The following is a 22,533-nucleotide window of genomic DNA, read 5'->3' on the forward strand; positions in this document are numbered from 1 at the left end:
AACTAACGGCATTTTTATTTTTTATAAGATAATTTTTGTCAAAAAGTTTCAGGTAACTATACGTTTCAGTAAAAAATAAATTATCTATAACTATATTTTTAAATGAAAGTAATTTTATAATGAATTCATTATATTCATCAGGCTTTGATAACTATCAACATCATGATAGCGTACCTTACTAGTCGAAAGTTCGTTAAAAAGCTTTTTCGCGCACGAAATTTTTGCTTGTTCAATTGGCCTTAAATTTAAACTATCCATTGTACCTTTGGTTTCAGCAATAAAAAAGATATGCTTTACTTTCCCAACATGAAAAGCAATTGCCCAATCGGGTGAATAATTACCAACAGGTGTTGGAATATGAAAACCTTTTGGTAATTTTGCATATACGCAGACTTCTTCTGCCGTATCAAGATCTTCAACAAATTTCCGTTCAATACTTTTTTCGGCTAGACCATCGGTAAATACATAATTTTGAATTGCTTTTTTCGCTAAAAACGCTTTATCGTAACTTTGTAAACTTTTTTCCTGAGTGAAAATAGTACTGTCATATTTGCCTGAAGTTTTATTGTATGTAATATGTTCTATAATTGTAGTTGCTTTTTGTTCTTTAATTAATTTAATAATTTTAGCAATAAATTCTTCTGGATTATCCTTGAACATATCTAGTTTTTTTGTATCTAACCCCTTTAATATGGCCACTACTGTTTTGCGGGTTAATGTGGTTTCTTGCGCAATCTGACCAATCAAGTCGTATTTTATTGGTTTAAAATAAGCATGTTCCAAAGTGGTAGTCTTTGTTTCTTGAGTTTTAAACGCATCATTTTGATAGATACTTTGTGTCGTTATCTGCTCTTTAAGTTGACCGACAGCCGTAATGTATTGTAGCTGCGAGACAAATAACTTATCGTTGATATGAGCAATTGCTTTATTGATTAATTCATCACTATCAAAGTCAACAGTATAGGCATATTGCTGATTAATTTGCTGCCATAATGCTTGGAATTCGGCTTTATCAAAATTCTCATTAAGTGGATTATCTTTAATCTTTGTTTCATGACCATCGGTAAACATGGCGTCTAACTCGCTATCATTATAAATAGTCTGAATTAGGCGATGAATTCCGTCACCCATTGGTTGTAATTCATCTGGTAATGGTGCCACTGAGTTCATTACAACATCGTTGCGGTATTTATCGGTTATTTTACGCTCGATATCAACATAGCCATGACTAATTAAATAAAATTCAATTTTATCAGCTACTGCTTTATCGATAATGGTTGATACACCATTAACTTCTACATATTTACCAAAAAAGTACTCACTGGTGGCAACAGTTGGTCGATCATAAATGACTGTTTTTATGTCGGCTTGAAGATCATTAACAAAGTTTCTATAACTTTCACTAGCGATAACGGTTAACATGTTGATATCGTGGACTTGTTCGCCGCAGCTTTCAATATCCATACGATTACCATCTTGATTAACACATAAACGAAGACCACGACCAACTTCTTGCCGTTTAGCTGTTTGGTTATCGGAGTGTTTTAGTGTACAAATCTGGAAAACATTGGGATTATCCCAACCTTCACGTAGTGCTGAGTGCGAAAAGATAAATCGAGTGGGCTCATCAAAGCTTAACAGTTGTTCTTTATTTTTAAGAATCAGGTCGTAAGCTGAAATATCATCTGAAGATTCGCTACCTCGTTTTAATTGGCTATCAATACTTTTGCCAGTTTTTTTATCAATGCTAAAGTAACCTTTATGTACTTGGCTTGCATCATTACACTTAGTTTTTAAAAATTGTTGATAAGGTGTGTTGCTGGCTTGGTCTAAGTATTGTTGCAAAATCGTTAGGTATTCTTGTTCAAATATTTGTCCATATTCGCCCAATATTTCGTTATTGTTTTCATCATATTGGCGGTATTTAGCTACTTCATCAATAAAAAATAATGATAGTGATTTAACGCCCATATTGAACAATTTTTCTTCTTTGTCAAAGTGAGATAATATGGTTTCTCTAATTTGAATGCGGCGCATATTTTCTTCAGAAATATCACCTATCACTTCACCGGTTTTAATTGAAATACCATTGGTAAAAGTGACTATTCCAGTCAAAGGATTGATCTCAGATACTGTATATCCCTTGTATTGCTGCATCTGTTTTGAAACAGAATAAAGATTATCACCCTCAGTAAAATGGCGAATTTCACGTTTGATACCATTCTTATGATTTATTTCTAGCTCAATATTTGCCAGTGGTGGCTTTTTACTGGATAAGACGATTTGTTCAAGATACAAGTAGCTATCAGTACCTCTTAGATTTTTAACTTCAAAGCCCTTTACTTCGATTTTTTTAACCAGTCTTTTATTATATGCATCAAGTGCATCAAGGACATAAATTAGATTATTCTGTTTTTTATGGGTAGCAGAATAATTTAATGAAAATAATGGATTAAAATTTTTTAAAGCTTTTTGCGTGACTTCGCCACTCATTTTTTGTGGCTCATCCAAAATAATAATGGGATTATTAGCGGCTATAACATCAATCGGCCGGCGCGACGCAAACTCATCGCGTTTTGAGTAAATAATTCGTGCTTCTTTATTTTTGCCGTCTTCTTTTAGCGAGGACGCAAAAGCTTGGGTGTTAATGATCATAACATTAATGCCCGAATTGGCAGCAAAACTATCTAATAAAGTTAAATTTTTACTGTCATAGACAAAAAAGCGAGCCTTTTGACCATAATGCTCCATAAAATGGTCTGAGGTTATTTCAAAGGTTTTTTTTACTCCCTCACGAATGGCAATAGAGGGTACCACAACAATAAACTTGCTCCAGCCATAATGCTTGTTCAGTTCAAACATGGTTTTGAGGTAAACATAAGTTTTACCAGTACCCGTTTCCATTTCAATATCAAGACTACACCGACCTAAGTTTTTAATTAAATCAGCCGACTGTTTAATATTGTTTACGTTTTGTATTTTTTTGATATTAGCGAGTAACTCGTTATCGGTTAACGAAATAATTTCATTTTTAAAACCAATATCGATTGCGCTGTCATCTGATGTATAGCTTGAAGCCGTTTCATAACTCATTTCTGCCTGAGTAGGTGTATTGCCTAAATCACGCACATAACGCAGGCTATTTTGATAACCTTGCCCGTTAAAAACTTGAACTACTGCATTTACTGCATCGGTTTGATATTGTTGAATTTTAAAATTAAATTTCATTACAACACCTTCCTCTTGGTTTCAGGGCTGTAGGTGTTGAAAATTTGTTCAAAATTGGTGGCAACACTATCATTTTCCATTGAGCTATCACGCATAACAAAATAGTAAGGTTTTTGTTTGGCAATAGCCGTGATGACCTCTTCATTAATGTCTGTATCAAAACAAGCCATTAAAAAGTTATCCGCTACGTTAAACATGGTTTTACCGGCAATGGTGGTTTGTTTAATATCACTGGAAAGTAATACCCCCAAATCCAGCATAACTTGGAACAATAAATCTTCCGCCGTTCTATCGGCTTTGATATTGTCAATCAGGGCGTCAAGAAGATCGGTATTATATTCAGCTGGATTGTAATAAACCTCTTTCATATTACTGCTATCGCACTTTAATACACGAAAGCCTTTATCAAATTTAGCCTGTGGATTTTCTTGAGCAATTTTATTGCCTGCACGGCGAATGCGTTCTTTTCCTATTTCGCAGATATTTTTATAACCCGCTTTGTAAGCTTCGCTTTTCTCATCCGTTGATTCTGGCAGTTGCACCATGATAAATTTGCGGTTGCCGCCGTCTTCTGCATTGAGTTGCATAACAGCGTGGGCGGTAGTGGCGGAGCCTGAGAAAAAGTCGAGGATTATATCATTATCTTGAATATTAGCCATTTTTAAAAATTTAACTAATAGTGACGGAGTTTTAGGGTAGTCAAAAATAGCCTTTGAGAAAAGTGATTTTACGACATTTGCACCATTATTAGCTTCTTCAATCCATGTCGTATATTTTTTTGTTTTTTCTTCACCTTCAAGCGGTGCAAATATTTTTTCATAAGGAATCCAATTCCCATCATCGCATTGAATAAATTCAACACGATTATCTTTTATTGCTTGTTGCATGGTGTTCGCACTCCAACGCCAACGACCATCTATTTTTTGGTAAACAGATGGTTGTTGTTCTATTTCGTAAAATGGAAATACTTTATCTCCATTTGGTGCCGTTATTGAGTAATAGAGATTAGGTCTGTCTTCTCGTCGGCTATTAGATCCCCATTTACGGAGTAACTGTGTTTTATAGTATCGTTTTTTAATTTCATCATATTTTGGATATATATCACCACTTTTGAGTTCTTCGCCTGCTTGAAAAGCAATGATACGCTTTGTATAACATAAAATATATTCATGAACAGCTGCATAATATTTGCTATCTTGTCTGCCTCCACGTCCTTTCCAGTTGATTTGTGCAACAAAATTACCTGTACCAAAAATCTCATCACAAATTTTTCTAAGTTGTGCCACCTCATTATCATCAATACTAATAAAAATCACACCATCATCAGTTAATAGATCTCTGGCGAGTTTTAAACGTGGATAAATCATATTCAGCCAATCGGTATGAAAGCGACCATTCGTTTCTGTATTTTTTACTAAACGGTTGCCTTCATCATCAAATTGCCCACTGTTTTCAAGGTATTCTGATGAGCTTTGGGCAAAATCATCTTCATAAACAAAATCATTACCGGTATTATAAGGCGGATCGATATAGATCATTTTGACTTTGCCAAGGTAAGTTTCCTGCAATAGTTTTAATACCTCAAGATTATCACCTTCAATATATAAATTTTCGGTATCATCAAAATCAACACTTTCTTCACGACAAGGTCGTAAGGTTTTGGCTATGGGGGCATTGGCAAGTAGAATTGATTTCTTTTTATCAGGCCAAGTAAATTGGTAACGTTCTTCTCGGCCTTCAACAATCACTGATGAAAGTTCTTGTTTGAGCAGATCAAAGTCGATGGCGTATTCCACTTCACCTTGTTGGTTTTTGCGTTCAGTAATACAGTTCGGGAATTGTGCACCGATTTTTTTGATATTTTCATCCACTTTATTGAGTGAATGCATCTTTAATTTATCCATTTAAGAATCCTTTAACTCTTGTTTCAATTGGTTAATTTTTTGCACCAATTCAAATACTTTTTTAGGCTGTAGCTCTTTTCTTGCTTGCTTTTCAAGACGTGCAATATTTAAAATCAGTTTTTGTCTTTTATCGGCAATGATAATCTGCTGTTCAAGGCTATTGCCTTGCTCAATATTGAATTTGCCGACTTGTTGAATGATGTTTTGCCAGACATTATCAAGGTTTAATCCTTTTAATTCAATGTGTAATTCTTCTTTAGCTTGCCAATCACTTTGTATCAATTTATGTTGAAAAACGGCCAATTTAGCCTGCTTAGCATATTGCAAAATAAATAGTATATTTTGCGGTATTAGTTTGGATAATAAAACAAGGCTTGTTTCATTAAAATTGATTTTTTTTAGTTGTACCAATGCCACAAAAAAAGCATTAATGTTGTTTCCTGCTGCGAGATTTATCTTTGCTGCGGAAACCTCGTTAACAAGGGTAATTTTAGCTATATCCGCATCGACTTTTTCTTTCGTAGCATTGTTCAGTTGAAACTTTGCATAGATTGTTTTTTTAGCTAACTGGTGATTTATTTCTGTCGTTTTGGGCAAACCAAGCATTATGCTACCTTATTTTCTGATTCACTGACAACTAAAAAACAGATTAATTCAAAGTCATCTAGACCTTTTATACTATCGGTAACAAAACTAACTGAGTTACCGCTTAAAAAATTATCAATATCACTGTGTTTTTTTACTTCAATAATTGAATTTATGGCATCACCAAGTCGTTGTGAAAAATGAGTCATATTACTGCCATCGGCTGTGATTTTGTTAAATTGCTGATACAATTTTGCAATGGGTTCTGTTTTGCCTTTGCAAAGTAAGCGTATTTTATCGAGTAATTGTTTTGGTGATAAATGATCACAAATAACTTCACTATTATTAGCTACATACACCATGTAAAACGGATGAAGTCGATTTTGATTATTAATATTAATGCTGTTTGCCCGATTTTTTAATATATAAATAACTCCTGCGGGTATATCTGGTGAAGCTGGCACAACTGCATGTAATCCATACGGTGTTTTATCAAGCTCAGGATGGTTTTTGATATACTCTAGCAAATCAAGTCTAAATTCATTTAAACCTAAATCCATAATTGATATACTGTTAGTGATATCTTCAATATCAACCACTTCATCTTGTAAGCGTTTGAGCTGTGCTTTACGATAGGCTAAATCGGATTTTTCTTCTTCACTTAAAATATTGTCATCACCTGTTGCAGTCATGTCGACAATTTTCATGCGAGTTTCTACCTTAGCTTTTAGATCAATATATTCATCTAAAGTAACATCAGGCCAAAAGTTAACTAGCTGAATCGACTGATTTTTGCTGCCTATGCGATCAATACGTCCAAACCGCTGAATAATTCGTACCGGATTCCAATGTATATCGTAATTAATTAAATAATCACAATCTTGTAAGTTTTGCCCTTCAGAGATGCAATCGGTTGCAATTAATATATCAATCTCATGAGTGTTATTCGGCATTAACAAGTGTTTATCTTTTGATTTGGGTGAAAAGCAGGTTAAAACAGTGTTTAAATCACAATGCAATTTAGGTACAGTAGATCTTCCGTCAACCGAACCTGTTATCATTGCGGTATGTAGGGAAAAGTTATTTTGTACATACTGGCTAACGTGATCAAACAAATAACTTGCTGTATCGGCAAAAGCGGTAAATATAATCACTTTTTTATTATTGTTATTAATGGGGTTTAGTTGCTTATTTTTAATAATAGTAAGTAAATTTTGTAATTTAATATCATGTTTTGCGGTGATATCACTTATCATATGAGTTAATAATGATAAGATTTCATAATCTTTAGTAAGATAGTGTTTCCATGAAAGATAATCCATATCGGCTAAGGCAATTTTTACTTTTTTGCCAAATGTAAATAACTGATCATTATTTTGTTCATCTTCATCAAGATCATTGAAATTAGTAATATCGGTAAGCTCTATTTCTTTTTTTATACTTTGATTATAAGATTCAATAGTAGCTATTGTTTGCTGAATAAAGTTTTTTATACGTTCTAATGTATGATTAAATGAGAATACCGAGCTTTCCAGTCGTTTCATCAAGTTGATTGCCATTAAACGACGAATTCCTTGTTCTCGATTAGCTTGGGTAAATCCTACATTAATTGTGTTGTCCTCATATATTTCTGCATACTTTTCCATTTTACTTTGTAAGATAAAGTGGGTAGGGGTATAAATTGATAGATTCAGTAGCATTAGTTGTTCGAAAATTTCGTTATAACTTATTGCATTAGCTAAATCCGTTAGTTTAGGTCTTACTGAAATAGGCTTGAGCCTGGTTGGAAAAGTACCTATATCGGCGGTATCGTAATATTTTTGAATGTGTTTGCGTGAACGAGCAATCGTAACAGAATCCAATACTTCGAAAAAGTCAAAATCCAACATCCGTAATAGGCTTTCTGTTGTTCTTTCAGTTGTATCTTGTTTACTCCAAATGTTAAATGCTTTTTGTGCATTCTTAAAAATCTCATCCAATGAACGATGAGTATTGAGATTTTCATCAATATGACTGGTTTTTCCTTCGTAAGCAAGGGCTAATTGATTTTTTAAATCATTGAAACGATTATTAACAGGTGTTGCGGAAAGCATCAATACTTTAGTTTTGACCCCTTTTCGGATCACTTGATTAAGTAATTTTGAATATCGATTTTCTTTTTCATTTTCGTTGTCTTTGCTTGATAATTTGCCACCATTACGGAAATTATGTGATTCATCAATCACTACAAGGTCGTAATTATTCCAATGAATTCGATCTAAATCTATACCATTTGATTTACCACAAGAGCGATTAAGGTCGGTATGAAAAAGCACATCATACCGTAATCGATCTTCAGCGATGGGGTTATTAATGTAATTTGCTTTGTAAGTGTTCCAGTTATTGTTCAGTTTTTTAGGGCATAAAACGAGCACAGACTTATTTCGGTTTTCATAATATTTAATTACTGATAAAGCAGTAAATGTTTTACCCAGCCCAACACTGTCAGCTAAAATACAGCCATTATATTTTTCAAGTTTATTGATGATTGCTAAGGCTGCATCTTTTTGAAAGTTGAATAGCATATTCCAGATTTTGCTATTTTTGAATCCAGTAGCTTCGTTGGGCAATACATCTTCTGAAATATCTTCAAGAAATTCATTAAAAATATTATAGAGGATAACAAAATAGATAAACTCAGGTGAATTTTCATTGTAGGCGCTGGCAATATTGTCGATAACAATATTGGTTACATCCTGAAGTTTAGTTTTATCTTGCCAAAGTTCATTAAAAATGGAAAGAAATTTAATTGAATCTGGAGAAGGAATCTTTTGTACTATGTTGTAAGCATTGTTTCCTCGTTCACAACCTAGATCAATAGTTGTAAATCCATTGATTGGTATATAAGCATTATCGTCTACATGTATGAATCCAGCCATATTTTCATTAGTGATGTTGGATTTAAATGTAACCTTTTGTCTAATCCAATCAGCACATTCTTTAGCAATCGCTTTTTGTGTTAATTCGTTACGAAGTTTAATTTCAAATTCGGTACCATAAAGGCTACGTTCTCGATTAAGGCGTGGTATGTAGAATTCTCTTTGTGCTTTTGGGGTTTGCTCGGTTATAAAGGTTGGCGAAGTAAAGATGAAACGGAGTTCATCTATATTTTTCAACTCTTTTTTGAGTTTTTCAAAAGCAAAAAATGAAAAGCATGCGGCAACGATTGCTAATTTACTCCCTTGCTTTATTTCGCCTGATAGATCTTCTTGGAGCGTTTTCGTTATGTTATCTATGATTCCCATTGTTTTATTTTCTCTGCGATATTATCTGTACTAATGCTAACTTCCCTTATTTTAAATTAGCTTCTACAAAAAAGTATTGTCATTGGTGATTAACTACAGCGCAATTTATTGTGATATTTTTATTATTGTAAAAATGTAAATTATTGTCTAGAAATGTTTTTATCTATTTTTTGCTAAAAAGTATGGTTGTTGATAGTGGATAAAAATTGGAAAAAAATTTACTGATATAAATAAAAATCATAAGCGAATATCTCATGGTCAAAAAAAGTTAGTGTTAAGTTTAAATAATAATTAATTATCTTTTAACTCTTTCTAAAAAATACACTCACAAGTAGAAAATTTTTTATGATCAAAATAGAATTTAAATATGAAAAAATGATAGTGCAACAAATAACCTAATATTAAGTTTCTAATATATTGGTTATTTACATATAATATTTCATTTATTCAATCGATTTGCTATATATTATTTATGTAATTATGCGATATATACCTGATAACTAGCTCAAACTGTATTTTAAAAGTGATTAAGTATATAATGCCCCACAAATTTAATTAATTTATATCATCTAATATATATTTTTATGAAATCTTCAATTATCAACAAATTAGAAATGCTACAAGAGCGTTATGAAGAAGTTCAAGCATTATTGTCTGATGCTTCGGTTATTGCGGATCAAAATCGCTTTCGCACTTTATCTAAAGAATATTCGCAATTAACAGGGGTGGTTAAGTGCTTTTCTGATTGGAAGCAAACTCAAGAGGATATCGAGACAGCTAAAATGATGCTATCTGATCCTGAAATGAGTGAAATGGCACAAGAGGAGTTAAACGAAGCATTAAGTCGAGTTGAAGAACAAGAAAAGCAACTACAAGTTTTACTATTACCTAAAGATCCTAATGATGATTATAATTGTTTTGTCGAAGTTAGAGCAGGAACTGGAGGTGATGAAGCGGCTATTTTTGCTGGCGACTTAGCTCGAATGTATACAAGATTTGCCGAATCACAAAATTGGCGTGTTGAGATTATGAGTGCGAATGATGGTGAACATGGTGGCTATAAAGAAGTTATTATGTTAGTTAGTGGGGATGGTGTTTATGGTAATTTAAAATTTGAATCTGGTGGACACCGAGTCCAACGTGTGCCAGAAACAGAATCTCAAGGTCGTATTCATACCTCTGCTTGTACTGTTGCTGTTTTACCGGAAGTTCCTGAAGCAGAAATGCCTGAAATCAACCCCGCTGATTTAAAAATTGATACCTATCGTTCATCTGGCGCAGGTGGTCAGCATGTTAATACAACAGATTCTGCTATTCGTATTACCCATATTCCTACAGGTATCGTTGTTGAATGTCAAGATGAGCGATCGCAACATAAAAACAGAGCCAAAGCAATGTCAGTTTTAGCTGCAAGAATTCAAGATGCGGAACTACGTAAGCGCCAACAAGAAGAGGCTTCAACACGTCGAAATCTATTAGGTTCAGGCGATCGTTCAGATAGAATCAGAACATATAATTATCCACAAGGTCGAGTAACCGATCATCGAATTAATTTAACGCTTTACCGTTTAGACGAAGTCATGGAAGGAAAATTAGAGATGCTAATCGATCCGATTGTGCAGGAATATCAAGCCGATCAACTAGCAGCTTTATCGGAACAAGATGAATGACATACTTACAATGGCTTAAAAGTGCATCTCAAACCTTAACAGATAGTGAAAGCCCAAAGCGAGATGCTGAAATTTTACTGAGTTTTGTTACGCAAAAAACGCGGACATTTTTAATGGCGTTCAGTGAAACATTGCTAACTGATGATGAATTGATTGCTTTATCTGAATGTTTAGAACGCAGGAAAAATGGTGAGCCTATCGCTTATATAACTGGCGAAAAAGAGTTTTGGTCTTTAAAGTTTAATGTTTCTAATGCCACTTTAATACCTAGACCAGATACCGAAAAATTAGTTGAATTAGGTTTAGAGTACCTTCCTAAAGTGCCTTGTGAAGTATTGGATCTTGGCACGGGAACAGGCGCGATAGTTATTGCAATGGCAACCGAACGTCAAGACTGTTTATTTACCGCAATTGAAAAAAATAAAGATGCCCTAATCTTAGCTCAAAAAAATGCTGCCCAAATTGGGGTGAATAATGTTTATTTTTTACAAGGTGATTGGTACAAGCCAATAAAGAATAGAAAGTTTTCAATGATTGTCAGTAACCCTCCTTATATTGAGCCAACAGACATCCACTTATCCCAAGGCGATGTACGCTACGAACCAAGAAGCGCATTAGTTTCTGAAGATGATGGTTTAGCTGATATTAAACTAATTGTACAAGGTGCAACTAAGCACTTAAACCAATATGGGTGGTTACTAATAGAACATGGTTGGAAACAAGGCGAGGCAGTGCAAACTGTTTTTAAACAACACGGATTTCAATTAGTAGAAACCTTCACCGACTACAGTGGTAATGATAGAGTTACCCTTGGTCGCTGGTTTAAACCTTAACTAGGAAAATTTTATGATGCAGCAAAAAAAAGTAAACATTGGTGACATTACTGTCGCTAATGATCTACCCTTTGTACTATTTGGTGGTATGAATGTGCTTGAATCTCGTGATTTGGCGATGAAAATCTGTGAACATTATGTCACCGTTACCAATAAACTAAATATTCCTTATATTTTTAAAGCCTCTTTTGATAAAGCAAATCGCTCATCAATTCATTCCTATCGTGGACCAGGATTAGAAGAAGGGCTAAAAATATTCCAAGAGCTTAAACAACAATTTGGCGTTAAAATTATTACTGATGTACATACTGAAGCACAATGTCAACCCGTTGCTGATGTGGTTGATGTAATTCAATTACCTGCCTTTTTAGCAAGACAAACTGATTTAGTTGTTGCAATGGCTAAAACAGGCGCAGTAATTAATGTCAAAAAACCACAATTTGTTAGTCCAGGGCAGATGGGCAATATTGTTGAAAAATTTGAAGAGGCTGGTAACAATCAAATCATCCTTTGTGATCGTGGTAGTTGTTTTGGTTATGACAACTTAGTGGTTGATATGCTTGGTTTTAACATTATGAAAAAAGCAAGCAAAGGGTCACCAGTTATTTTTGATGTTACTCATGCTCTTCAATGCCGTGATCCTATGGGAGCAGCATCAGGTGGACGTCGTGGTCAAGTAACAGAACTTGCACGTTCGGGTATGGCTGTTGGTATTGCTGGGTTATTTTTAGAATCCCACCCAGATCCAAGTCATGCAAAATGTGATGGACCGTCAGCGTTACCACTAGCAAAATTGGAACCTTTCTTAAAACAGATGAAAGCCATTGATGAACTAGTAAAAAGTTTTGATGAAATTGATACTGAACATTAAGAGTTTAATTATTTAGCTACGATTAAAAAAACGTTATTTATTATAAAGTAAACGGTATTTTTAGCATATTAATAAAAAAGAGAAACCAAATGTGATTTCTCTTTTTTATTTGGTTATGTGGTCATTTTACGTTATTAATCTTTAGAAATTACTTACTTTTTAATTTTCAATTTTTCAACCACAGTAATAAATATACATAAAAAATGCCATATCCTAAATCATAGGTAGCGTGTTGATATTATAAATAAAATTGGTGATAGACTAAATATTGACACCAAACGTTCATTTAGAACATATTCATTAGCATCTTCCAAAATCGTCATAACACATTAAATAGTGTGACTTTAATGATTAATACTAACGTAATTTTGTACGTGGGTTGGTCATTTACAATGGGATATTTATACAAAGGTTTATATTTTTGGTGATATTTTTGTAAAAAATATTCAGGATTCTATACCGTCATAAGTTTAAAAAACTCTAAAAAAAGTCCGTCATATTATTTTTTACAATAAAAAAAGTTGTGACTTTTATCTAAAAATTAGCATAAAAATCGATCTTTTTAGTGATTATGATCACGATTTAGAGTGTTTAATTTGCTAGATAAAATATGTTTATGCATTATAAAAATACATATTTACCTCATATCTGAATTTAAATATGTTCCTAAATAAAGCTTAGTTTTCAAATATTTAAAATAAAAGTTACTTTGAAGTTCAATTTATTAATAATAATCATATGTTAATAAGTTTTACTGTAAGTTAAATAGCATAATTTCATTATTTTAGGAAAACCAATATGAATACCTATAATGCACAAATAAAACCTCGTCCATTTAATCATTTAACTAAATTGATTTTATCCTTATCTATTTTAAATAGTGCCGTTCCTGTTTATGCTACCTACGAAAACCATTTTGTCGATGATTCTTCATTAACTGGTAATGTCTTTTTTTGGAATCGAGATCGTGAACGCAAAGATATTGATACATATAAGTATGAAAAAAACCTAAGACACACTTCATCAATACTAATTTGGATTTTAAATCAGGCTATATTGCCGATAGATTGGCTATTGAACTCGGTGGTTATGGCGCTTGGGAAGTGAGTAATGGCGGTAATGGTCATCCAAATGAAATTGGATTTAGTGGGTCACATACTCGTTGGAGTGAAGATTGGAAAAAAGATGTCAGCGGATTGAGCTTTTATAAAGCACAAGCAAATTTCAAAATTGACGAATTATTTTGGATAAAAGTAGGTTATATTCAGCCATCAGGACAAACATTACTTGCGCCACATTGGAGTTTATTACCGGGTACTTATCGTGGGTTTGAGATAGGTTCAACGCTTGATTTTGATAGCGCTGGAGCATTGTCGATGTCATATATGTGGAGTGATAAATATAAAGCACCTTGGTATAAACGGCTTTATGAGTTTAAACAGTGGGGAAAAGGTAAAAAAATTGATTATTTACATTCTGCCGGTTTGAAGTATGACTTTAAAAATGACTTAGTATTAGAAAGTGCATTTGGACAAGCACAAAATTATATGAACCAATTTTTTGGTAAAGTATCTTATAAAATGGAAGTATTTGATAATCCTATGATTATGAGCTACCAATTTTATGGTGCTAAAGATCAATCGCATAAAGGTACAGATGTATATGATGGCTTAGCGTGGTTGCAAGCAGCAACATTAGGCTATCAAGTTGGTGCTATAGGTCTACGATTTGAAGGCGTTTCGGTTAAAGCTGATGGAGAACAGGGATTCTTTTTACAGCGTATGACACCTGATTATGCTTCATCAAATGGTCGTTTAGATATATGGTGGAATTCTCGCTCAGACTTCAATGCTAATGGTGAAAAAGCAGTGTTTGCTGAAGTGACTTATGATTTAAGTCACTTATCTCATTATTTAGCGGGTTGGAAAACAGGTGCGTCTTATGCCTATGGTTGGGATGCAAAACCTAGCACTAATCGTCAATACAATCAAAAACAGCGTTTGATTGAATCTGCATATAACTTTGATTTAGGTTATACCGTGCAAGAAAGTTGGGCAAAAGATACAACCTTCCAATTGCACTATACCAAATATAATAACCATTCAAATATACCGAGCTGGGGTGGTGGATACGGTAATATCTTTCAAGATGAACGGGACATTAAATTTATTGTTACAATTCCATTCACTGTTTTTAGTGCTAAACAAAAATAGGTAAAAAAGATGAAAAAGATTAAGGCAACGATATTAGCAACTTCAATCCTTTCTTTGTTAAATATATGTGCGATTCAATCAGTGCATGCTTCTCAACAAATTGCTGATTTGATTAGTTCTCAACTTAATGTTAAATATGAAGTCGTCGACAATCAAGCAAACGCAAATGGCGTTAACTGTTCAGCTTTAGGTGCTGATTGGGCTTCTTGTAATAACGTAATGATTTCACTTAAAAATACTGGAACAGCCATTAATAATAAAGATTGGGCTATCTATTTTGATAATATCAGAATGATTCTAGCTGTAGACAATGATCAGTTTAAAATCACCCATATTACAGGTGATTTACATAAGCTCGAGCCAACAGAAAAGTTCACTGGTTTTCCTGCTAATACAACGGTGAATATTCCAATTATTGGGGAATATTGGATTGTAAGTGAAAGTGATGTTATGCCACGTTGGTATGTAACTTCAAGTGATGCTAAACCCAAAATTATTGCTAACACTAACACGGATTCTGACAATTTATCGGCATTTGTTGCACCAATAAAACAACAATGGAAAAGAACGGCTGATGATCACAATATTTTAATGACGCCTGCTAACCGTTTTGAATATAACGCCGATATTAATAAATTATCTGAATCATCGTTACGAGGGCAAATTCTACCAACACCAAGCAAACTTACAATAGGTAAAGAGGATGTTACGATTGATCAGCAAGGCGTTAATTTAATTCTTGATGGTTTAAATCAAGATAGTTTAGCTATTCTAAAGGCACAATTTAAAGCATTAAACATAGCTGTGACAGAAAAAGGTTATCAAATAAAAGCAACGATTGATCCTAAACAATTCGAACAAGGAAAAGTAGGATCATATCAATTAGATATTAAAAATGATAAGACATTAATCACCGCTTATGATGAAGCAGGGATTTTTTATGCCATTCAATCCATTTTATCTATCATTCCCGTAAATCATTCAAATTCAATACCAATGCTATATGCTGTTGATTCACCACGTTTTGTTTATCGAGGAATTATGCTTGATATTGGGCGTAATTTTAAATCTAAACAAGCCATATTAAGTTTATTAGATCAAATGGCAAAATATAAAATGAATAAATTTCATTTTCACTTAAGTGACGATGAAGGTTGGCGAATTCAAATTCCTGGATTACCTGAGCTAACCGATATCGGTAGTAAACGCTGTCACGACCTCACGGAGCAAAATTGTTTATTACCACAATTAGGTTCTGGACCTGATAGTAATACAAGTGGATCAGGATTTTTAAGTCGTAATGATTACATTGAAATTGTCAAATATGCAAAAGCACGCTTTATCGAGGTTATTCCTGAAATCGATATGCCTGCACATGCCAGAGCAGCAATAGTATCAATGGAAGCACGTTATAAACGCCTAATGAATGAAGGAAAAGAGCAACAAGCTAATGAGTATCGTTTAGTTGATCCAACCGATACATCCAATACCACAACGGTACAATTTTATAATCGCTTAAGCTATTTGAATCCTTGTCTTGATTCATCTAAACGCTTTGTTAATAAAGTTATCGATGAAATCGCAAAAATGCATATTGAAGCAGGGCAACCGCTTAATACTTGGCATTTTGGTGGTGATGAAGCTAAAAATATCCGTTTAGGTGCAGGTTATCAAGATCTGCAAGCAAAAGAAAAAACTAATATTAAAGGTACTATTGATCAAAGTATTGAAGATCATCCATGGGCTAAATCACAAGCTTGTCAAACTTTTGTGAGAAAAGGCGAAGTGAAAGATATTGAGCATCTACCAAGTTATTTTGCACAACAAGTCAGTACCATTATTAAAGATCATGGCATAAACCATATGCAAGCATGGCAAGATGGTATGAAACATGCTAAAAATGCCAAATCTTTTGCAGTCGATAAAGTTACAGTTAACTTTTGGGACACATTATATTGGGGGGGATTTGATTCAGTTAATGAATGGACAAATAAAGGTTATCAAGTGATTATCTCTAATCCAGACTATGTTTATTTAGATATGCCATATGAAGTGAATCCAAAAGAGAGTGGTTACTATTGGGCAACACGTTTTAGTGATGAACGTAAAATATTTAGTTTTGCACCGAATAATTTACCACAAAATGATGAAACTTCGGTTGACCGAGATGGTAATCCATTTACAGCTAAAGGTACTATGAACTGGTCAGGTGCTTATGGGCTATCAGCACAAATTTGGACTGAAGATATCCGTAGTGATAACAAAATGCAATATATGGCTTTTCCTCGTTTACTAGCGGTTGCTGAAAGGGCTTGGCATCAAGCTGATTGGGAAATGGCTTATCAAAAAGATCGCCAATATCAGCAAGGTGAAACACATTATGTAGATAGCAAAGCGTTACATGATGATTGGAATCGCTTTGCTAATTTACTTGGACAAAGAGAGCTAGCTAAACTTGATCTTGCGGGTATAAATTATAGATTACCTATCCCTGGTGCAAAAATTGTAAATGGTAAATTAAACGCCAATATTGTATTTCCGGGATTAAACATTGAATATTCAACGAATAATGGAAAAAATTGGAAACTTTATACTGTTCCAGTGGCAATTAATAAAGATAACACTATCTCTATTCGTAGTATTTCATCAGATCAAAAAAGAACAAGTCGTATAGAAAAGCTAAATTAAGCTTTAAAACACTAATATTCTTATCCGTTTATCGGATAAGAATAAAGCCTAAGAAAGGGAGTTGATGATATTTAATGAAGCGTTTCCATTAGCTCCATTTCGTCAAAATCGTCATCATTCCCATCTTCAAAATAAGTGCCCCAACCATCATAATTGACGTCAAATTGAGTAGTAAGTGTGATGATTTCTGCAATTTGTGCATTTATTATTTCGGCATTGAGTGGGCTTTCGGTAACAATATCAAAACCGATAACCACATTGCCTACATCGTCAATATCTTCATCGGGATCGGTTGCTTCATAGCCTAATTTATAGGCTTCTACTGCCACTTTTTCTAATTTATCAAAATGTTGTGATGAAATGTGATGCTCAATGATATAAAGTGCATGAGGATCGCTACCATCTTCTAATAGTTCCTCAATAATTGCGCTAGTATCTTGTTGAGCAAGGCGAATTTGATCTTTCATAATATACCTTTTAGTGGTCATGCAAATTGTGTGGTATATTACACGTTTCAAAATAATTTTCGAGAAAAAAATGATCGTTGATTTACATTCACATACTACGGCATCGGATGGTCTTTTAACACCTAGCGATCTTGTCAAAAGAGCTGTGGATAACCAAATTGCTATTTTGGCTATTACCGATCATGACACCGTTAAAGGTTTACCTGAAGCTCAAAAAACGATTGCTAACGAAAAGTTACCTATTAAATTAGCTTGTGGTGTTGAAATATCAACTTCTTGGAAAAACAACGAAATCCATATTGTTGGGTTAAATATTGATATTGCACATCCTGAGTTAACGACACTGCTATCATCACAAGAACAAGGAAGAATCGATCGAGCGTTGGCTATAGACCATAAATTAGCTAAAGTTAGTATTGAAAACGCTTATCAACAAGCACAACAATTTGCAAAAGGAGACATTGTTTCGCGTGCTCATTTTGCAAGATTTTTAGTTGCTAACGGCTATGTTAAAGACATTAAACGCGCCTTTAAAACGTACTTAGGAAAAGGTGGTTATGCTTATGTACCTGCAACATGGTGTAGTATTTCAGATGCAGTTAATGCCATTCATGCGGCAAGAGGGCAAGCAGTACTTGCGCATCCAAGTCGCTATGATCTAACTTTAACTAAATTGAAATTATTAATAAGTGAGTTTAAATCTAGTGGTGGTGATGCAATTGAAGTTTCACAAAGCAGGCAAACGCAAGATGATTTACAAAAGTTAGCTAAATTAGCCAATGAATTTGAACTATTGGCATCACAAGGATCGGATTTTCATGGTGTTGACACCTATTTAGATTTAGGGAAAACAACCCCACTACCCGGTAGTGTTATACCAATTTGGCATAATTGGAAACTCTAAATAAATCTGGTTTAAAATCGATTTATATTCGTGCTTCACTATAAGGTTAACGATATAAAATTTAATCATGCAAATCTGATTAACAATAATATTGATATAGAAGAAAATTATGAGTCAAACTTTTTATATTCATCCAGATAATCCGCAAACTCGATTATTAAATCAAGTTGTCAACATATTAAATGATGGTGGTGTTATAGCTTTTCCGACCGATTCAGGATATTCACTGGGTTGTTTACTAGACAATAAATCGGGTGTTGATCGAATTTGTCAAATTCGTCAACTTGATAAAAATCACAATTTTACCTTGATGTGCCGTGATCTTTCTGAACTATCTAGTTATGCTTTTGTCGATAACGCAACTTTTCGGTTACTAAAAAATAATACCCCGGGTAAATATGTTTTTATTTTACAGGCAAGTAAAGAAGTACCCCGTCGATTGATGAATGAAAAACGCAAAACAATTGGACTAAGAATTCCTGATAATAAAATTGATTTAGCGTTGCTCGAATTATTAGGGCAGCCATTAATGACTGCGACATTAATTTTACCTAATGATGACCAAGCGCAATCCGATCCCGACGAAATAGAAGATAAAATAGGTTATCAGCTTGATGCGATTGTGCATGGTGGTTATATAGGTCAACAACCTACCAGCGTAATTGACTTGACTAATGACTATCCAACAGTTATTCGCAAAGGAAGTGGAGACACTAAGCCATTCGAATAAATGTCCATTTTTTATTGTCAATATATCGACAATATAGCTAATAGAAAATTGATACCTGAGAAGGTAACAGCGAGGATTTTATGAAAAATAGCAAATCAGCATTCCCACAACTTGGCAAAAAGACAAATAGCGTTAAAGCAAAGGAAAAGCAACTCTATGAAAAACCAAAAACCTCAAGAGTACCAGCTATTACACGCAAAACATCGGTACATGATAATACTGAAAAACTCCAAAAAGTATTAGCTAATTTAGGTAATGGATCACGCCGAGAGATTGAAGCCATGATTGTGGCAGGTAAAATCAGTGTAGATGGAAAAATTGCCACATTAGGCGATCGGGTTGATGTTAATGCCAATCCGAAAATTCGTATCAATGGTCATTTAGTTCAGCTAAGAAGTAAAGAAAAAGAAGTTTGCCGAGTACTAGCTTATTATAAACCAGAAGGTGAAATTTGTTCACGGAATGATCCTCAAGGACGTGCGACGGTTTTTGAGCGTTTACCTAGATTAAAAAATGCTCGTTGGGTGAACATTGGCAGACTTGATATCAATACATCGGGCTTATTATTATTCACAACTGATGGTGAATTAGCTAATCGATTAATGCATCCACGGCACGAGATTGAGCGTGAATATGCAGTGCGAGTATTTGGTAATGTGGCTGATCAACAAATTAACCAACTTCGTAAAGGGGTGCAACTAGAAGATGGCCCAGCCTCATTTCAATCAATTAAAGCACAAGGTGGTGATGGAATTAACCAATGGTTTAATGTAGTTATAACAGAAGGCCGTAATCGAGAAGTTCGTAGAATGTGGGAAGCTATTGATGTGCAAGTTAGTCGATTGCTACGCATTCGCTATGGCAATATCACTTTACCCAAAGGATTATCACGCGGAACTTGGCTAGAACTTGGTATTGACTCAGTCAATTACTTACGTGAACTAGTCGGTTTGCCACCTGAATCTAAAAGTTTCACCACAAGTTCTTCTTCTGACAAAAGAATAGTAAGACCTAAACGAGTCAAACTTAATCAACAGACTAAAATAACACGGCAAAGAGTAACTCAAAAAGCAACTCGAAAATAACCTTTACCCTGCCCTTAAATAGTTTAGTTATTTAAGGGTATCAGCATAAAATATAATTCACACCTTTCCTATTTCAAATAAACTGACTTGTCACCCAATAATAATGAGTAACTAGTTAATCAATTTTTAGCAAAAAAAGTTAATAAATTAGAACTAATTTATAATAGACTCACCAACTAGCTTATTAATCAAGCTATATTTAAACAGTTTTCATCTTAATAACAAGATGAACAAGCAAAAAAATAAACTAAAATGAATTGAAAGGAAAATTATGCGTATAATTATAGCTGTTTTTTTTATGTTCTTATTAGCCGCTTGTCATACACGTACAGCAGAAGAAGCTTATAAAGAAGGAAAATATTTAGAAAGTATCAACTTATTGGCGGATAGTATTGAGGATAAGGGTACTGCAAAATTAGGTCAAAAAGACGTACAACGACTACAAAATATCGTCAATAACGTTATGCAACATTATGAAACAACTTTATCAAATGCCAATAATCAGGATTATGCCAAACGAATAGAATGCTACCAAAATTTATTAGCAATGAAACTGCGATTAAGTGATCGATTTTATAGCCAAGAAATCAGTTTTTTTGATAATAAATATGATTTTACTAAATTACAAGAGAGTATCGCAAAAGAGTACTATGACTATGGTAATTCAATCACAGGAACCGATAGTAAAAGTTATAGAATAAAAGCCGATTTATACAAAAAAGGATTTGAGCAATACAACTATAAAAACATTGAAAGTTTGTATAACAATGCAAATAAAAAATATATGCAACTTGCTGCTAAAGATTATTATGACCAAGGAAAAATGTTAGCACAGCAAGGTAATTATAAAGCTGCTGCGGATGCATTTAATAATGCCTCGGAAGTATATCAGCCTCTTGGCAAGTACAAAGATAGTGACAAACTTTCTATTGAGAATGATAGAAAACACTGTACTCAACAAGCAGAAAATGCTTATGAACAAGCACAACAATTAGCCAGAACAGCAACACGTCGTTATCAATTTCGAGAAGTTGCCCAATATTACGCTTCAGCTGCTTCGGCTTATCGCCAATACGGAGCGTTTCGCGATGCAGATTTCCAAGCAGATAAATATAAAAGAGAAGGGAAAATAAAAGTTTATTATAATTCTTCAGAATTAAAATCTTATGTAACAGATCTATTAAGTAAAGACTTTATAGAATTTGTTATCTACCAACCAGGACAAGCAGATGTCACGATCCGTGTAACGACAAATGTTGAATTTTCTGATCTTGGTAAATCAGTTAACAATGAAACCAAAACCGAAAAAATATTTGATAAATTTATTGAATTCGCTGACGAAAACGGTAATAAAAAGCAAGTTAAAACCTATAAAGATCAGCAGTTTAATTTACAAACTGTGACTCACAGCAATAAATTAACCTTAACCACTGAAATTGAGGCTCATGGAATCTATAGTTACAGTAAATCATTTAACATTGTACAAACGTCAGCAAAACATGATTATATCTACTCTGGCAATGTGCCATCAAATTTACATAATTACAGTAAAGGAACATTGCAAACCAAAGATAGCTTGCTTCGAGCGGCAAAAGAACAGCAATTAACAGAATTAAAAGTATATATTGAAGATATGGTTCGGGATTTATCATATCTATAATTACTATAAATGTCATAACTAAAATTTAACTAAATAAAGACTACTTACTCATTGGTGCTCATTTTTATAAATGAGTGTCCAATGAGTAAATTGAATGTTTTTATTTATTTGCGGAGTTGATTTAATTCGTCCAGTATAAAGAAGTACGGGCTAGATTAGAGCATATCTAGTCAAAAATTAAAAATGTGTTTGTTTGGGGCAGCGTTGGTTAGTAAACACTGTTTTCGGCTAAATGAAACTTGAATCCTTGTTGATGCATGATTTCTCGCAATGTTTATAGTATTAATTACTGTAAACAACACTAGAAATTCCTACAATTAAAAAGTTGCTATATCAGTACTAAATTTCATCTAAAATAAAACGACGTTTGGTTTATCAGAACATCAACTCCATACTTTTTCAATTCAATTA

The 22,533-nt window shown here is 33.7% G+C and carries 13 protein-coding genes and 1 pseudogene; 9 read left to right on the top strand and 5 right to left on the bottom strand.

The window, feature by feature from the left end; translation table 11 throughout:
- Window positions 1-114: 114 nt before the first annotated feature.
- Genes ACGH6Q_RS04090 through ACGH6Q_RS04105 form a run of 4 tightly spaced genes read right to left on the bottom strand, consistent with a single transcriptional unit; the run spans window position 115 to window position 9,001 of the window.
- Window positions 115-3,228: a type III restriction-modification system endonuclease gene (locus ACGH6Q_RS04090; RefSeq protein WP_411592020.1), complete on the bottom strand. Its 3,114-nt coding sequence runs from the start codon at window positions 3,226-3,228 to the stop codon at window positions 115-117.
- Entirely contained in the window at window positions 3,228-5,132 is a 1,905-nt protein-coding gene (locus ACGH6Q_RS04095; RefSeq protein ID WP_411592021.1) for a site-specific DNA-methyltransferase, read from the bottom strand. The genes ACGH6Q_RS04090 and ACGH6Q_RS04095 overlap by 1 nt, the downstream gene beginning before the upstream one ends.
- Window positions 5,133-5,738 carry a DUF4391 domain-containing protein gene (locus tag ACGH6Q_RS04100; RefSeq protein ID WP_065608599.1) on the bottom strand — a complete coding sequence of 202 codons (606 nt, stop codon included), beginning with the start codon at window positions 5,736-5,738 and terminating at the stop codon, window positions 5,133-5,135.
- Window positions 5,738-9,001, bottom strand: a complete 3,264-nt coding sequence (locus tag ACGH6Q_RS04105; RefSeq protein WP_411592023.1) for a helicase-related protein — start codon at window positions 8,999-9,001, stop codon at window positions 5,738-5,740. Before ACGH6Q_RS04105 ends, ACGH6Q_RS04100 begins: the two co-directional genes overlap by 1 nt.
- Before the next feature lie 584 nt (window positions 9,002-9,585).
- Here ACGH6Q_RS04105 and prfA point away from each other — a divergent pair.
- From prfA to ACGH6Q_RS04130, 5 genes and pseudogenes are all read left to right on the top strand, one after another.
- On the top strand, window positions 9,586-10,671 hold the full coding sequence (prfA, locus tag ACGH6Q_RS04110) for a peptide chain release factor 1 (protein WP_065607402.1): 1,086 nt from the start codon (window positions 9,586-9,588) through the stop codon (window positions 10,669-10,671).
- On the top strand, window positions 10,668-11,504 hold the full coding sequence (gene prmC, locus ACGH6Q_RS04115; RefSeq protein ID WP_034909809.1) for a peptide chain release factor N(5)-glutamine methyltransferase: 837 nt from the start codon (window positions 10,668-10,670) through the stop codon (window positions 11,502-11,504). Before prfA ends, prmC begins: the two co-directional genes overlap by 4 nt.
- A gap of 16 nt (window positions 11,505-11,520) precedes the next feature.
- Window positions 11,521-12,375, top strand: a complete 855-nt coding sequence (kdsA, locus tag ACGH6Q_RS04120) for a 3-deoxy-8-phosphooctulonate synthase (RefSeq protein ID WP_065560258.1) — start codon at window positions 11,521-11,523, stop codon at window positions 12,373-12,375.
- Window positions 12,376-13,173: 798 nt separating this feature from the next.
- Window positions 13,174-14,588, top strand: a pseudogene (locus ACGH6Q_RS04125) (OprD family outer membrane porin).
- A gap of 9 nt (window positions 14,589-14,597) precedes the next feature.
- Window positions 14,598-17,276, top strand: coding sequence for a beta-N-acetylhexosaminidase (locus tag ACGH6Q_RS04130; protein WP_411592025.1), 2,679 nt, complete (start codon window positions 14,598-14,600; stop codon window positions 17,274-17,276).
- A 71-nt stretch (window positions 17,277-17,347) separates the two neighbouring features.
- Here the strand turns inward: ACGH6Q_RS04130 and rraB are convergent, their stop codons facing one another.
- Window positions 17,348-17,743 carry a ribonuclease E inhibitor RraB gene (gene rraB, locus ACGH6Q_RS04135; protein ID WP_411592026.1) on the bottom strand — a complete coding sequence of 132 codons (396 nt, stop codon included), beginning with the start codon at window positions 17,741-17,743 and terminating at the stop codon, window positions 17,348-17,350.
- A 70-nt stretch (window positions 17,744-17,813) separates the two neighbouring features.
- Between rraB and rnm the strand changes: the two genes are divergently transcribed.
- From rnm to ACGH6Q_RS04155, 4 genes are all read left to right on the top strand, one after another.
- The gene (gene rnm, locus ACGH6Q_RS04140) at window positions 17,814-18,647 is read left to right on the top strand and encodes an RNase RNM (protein ID WP_411592028.1); all 834 of its coding nucleotides are present in this window, start codon (window positions 17,814-17,816) and stop codon (window positions 18,645-18,647) included.
- Between the two features lie 109 nt (window positions 18,648-18,756).
- Window positions 18,757-19,377 (top strand): L-threonylcarbamoyladenylate synthase, encoded by a 621-nt coding sequence (locus ACGH6Q_RS04145; RefSeq protein ID WP_411592030.1) that lies wholly within the window; start codon window positions 18,757-18,759, stop codon window positions 19,375-19,377.
- A gap of 80 nt (window positions 19,378-19,457) precedes the next feature.
- Window positions 19,458-20,462, top strand: a complete 1,005-nt coding sequence (gene rluB / locus ACGH6Q_RS04150) for a 23S rRNA pseudouridine(2605) synthase RluB (RefSeq protein WP_411592032.1) — start codon at window positions 19,458-19,460, stop codon at window positions 20,460-20,462.
- A gap of 271 nt (window positions 20,463-20,733) precedes the next feature.
- Complete coding sequence (locus ACGH6Q_RS04155; RefSeq protein WP_085165241.1) at window positions 20,734-22,122, top strand: hypothetical protein; 1,389 nt, start codon at window positions 20,734-20,736, stop codon at window positions 22,120-22,122.
- Window positions 22,123-22,533 lie beyond the last annotated feature (411 nt).

The sequence above is a fragment of the Gilliamella sp. BG2 genome (assembly GCF_046635645.1).
Classification (GTDB): domain Bacteria; phylum Pseudomonadota; class Gammaproteobacteria; order Enterobacterales; family Orbaceae; genus Gilliamella; species Gilliamella bombi.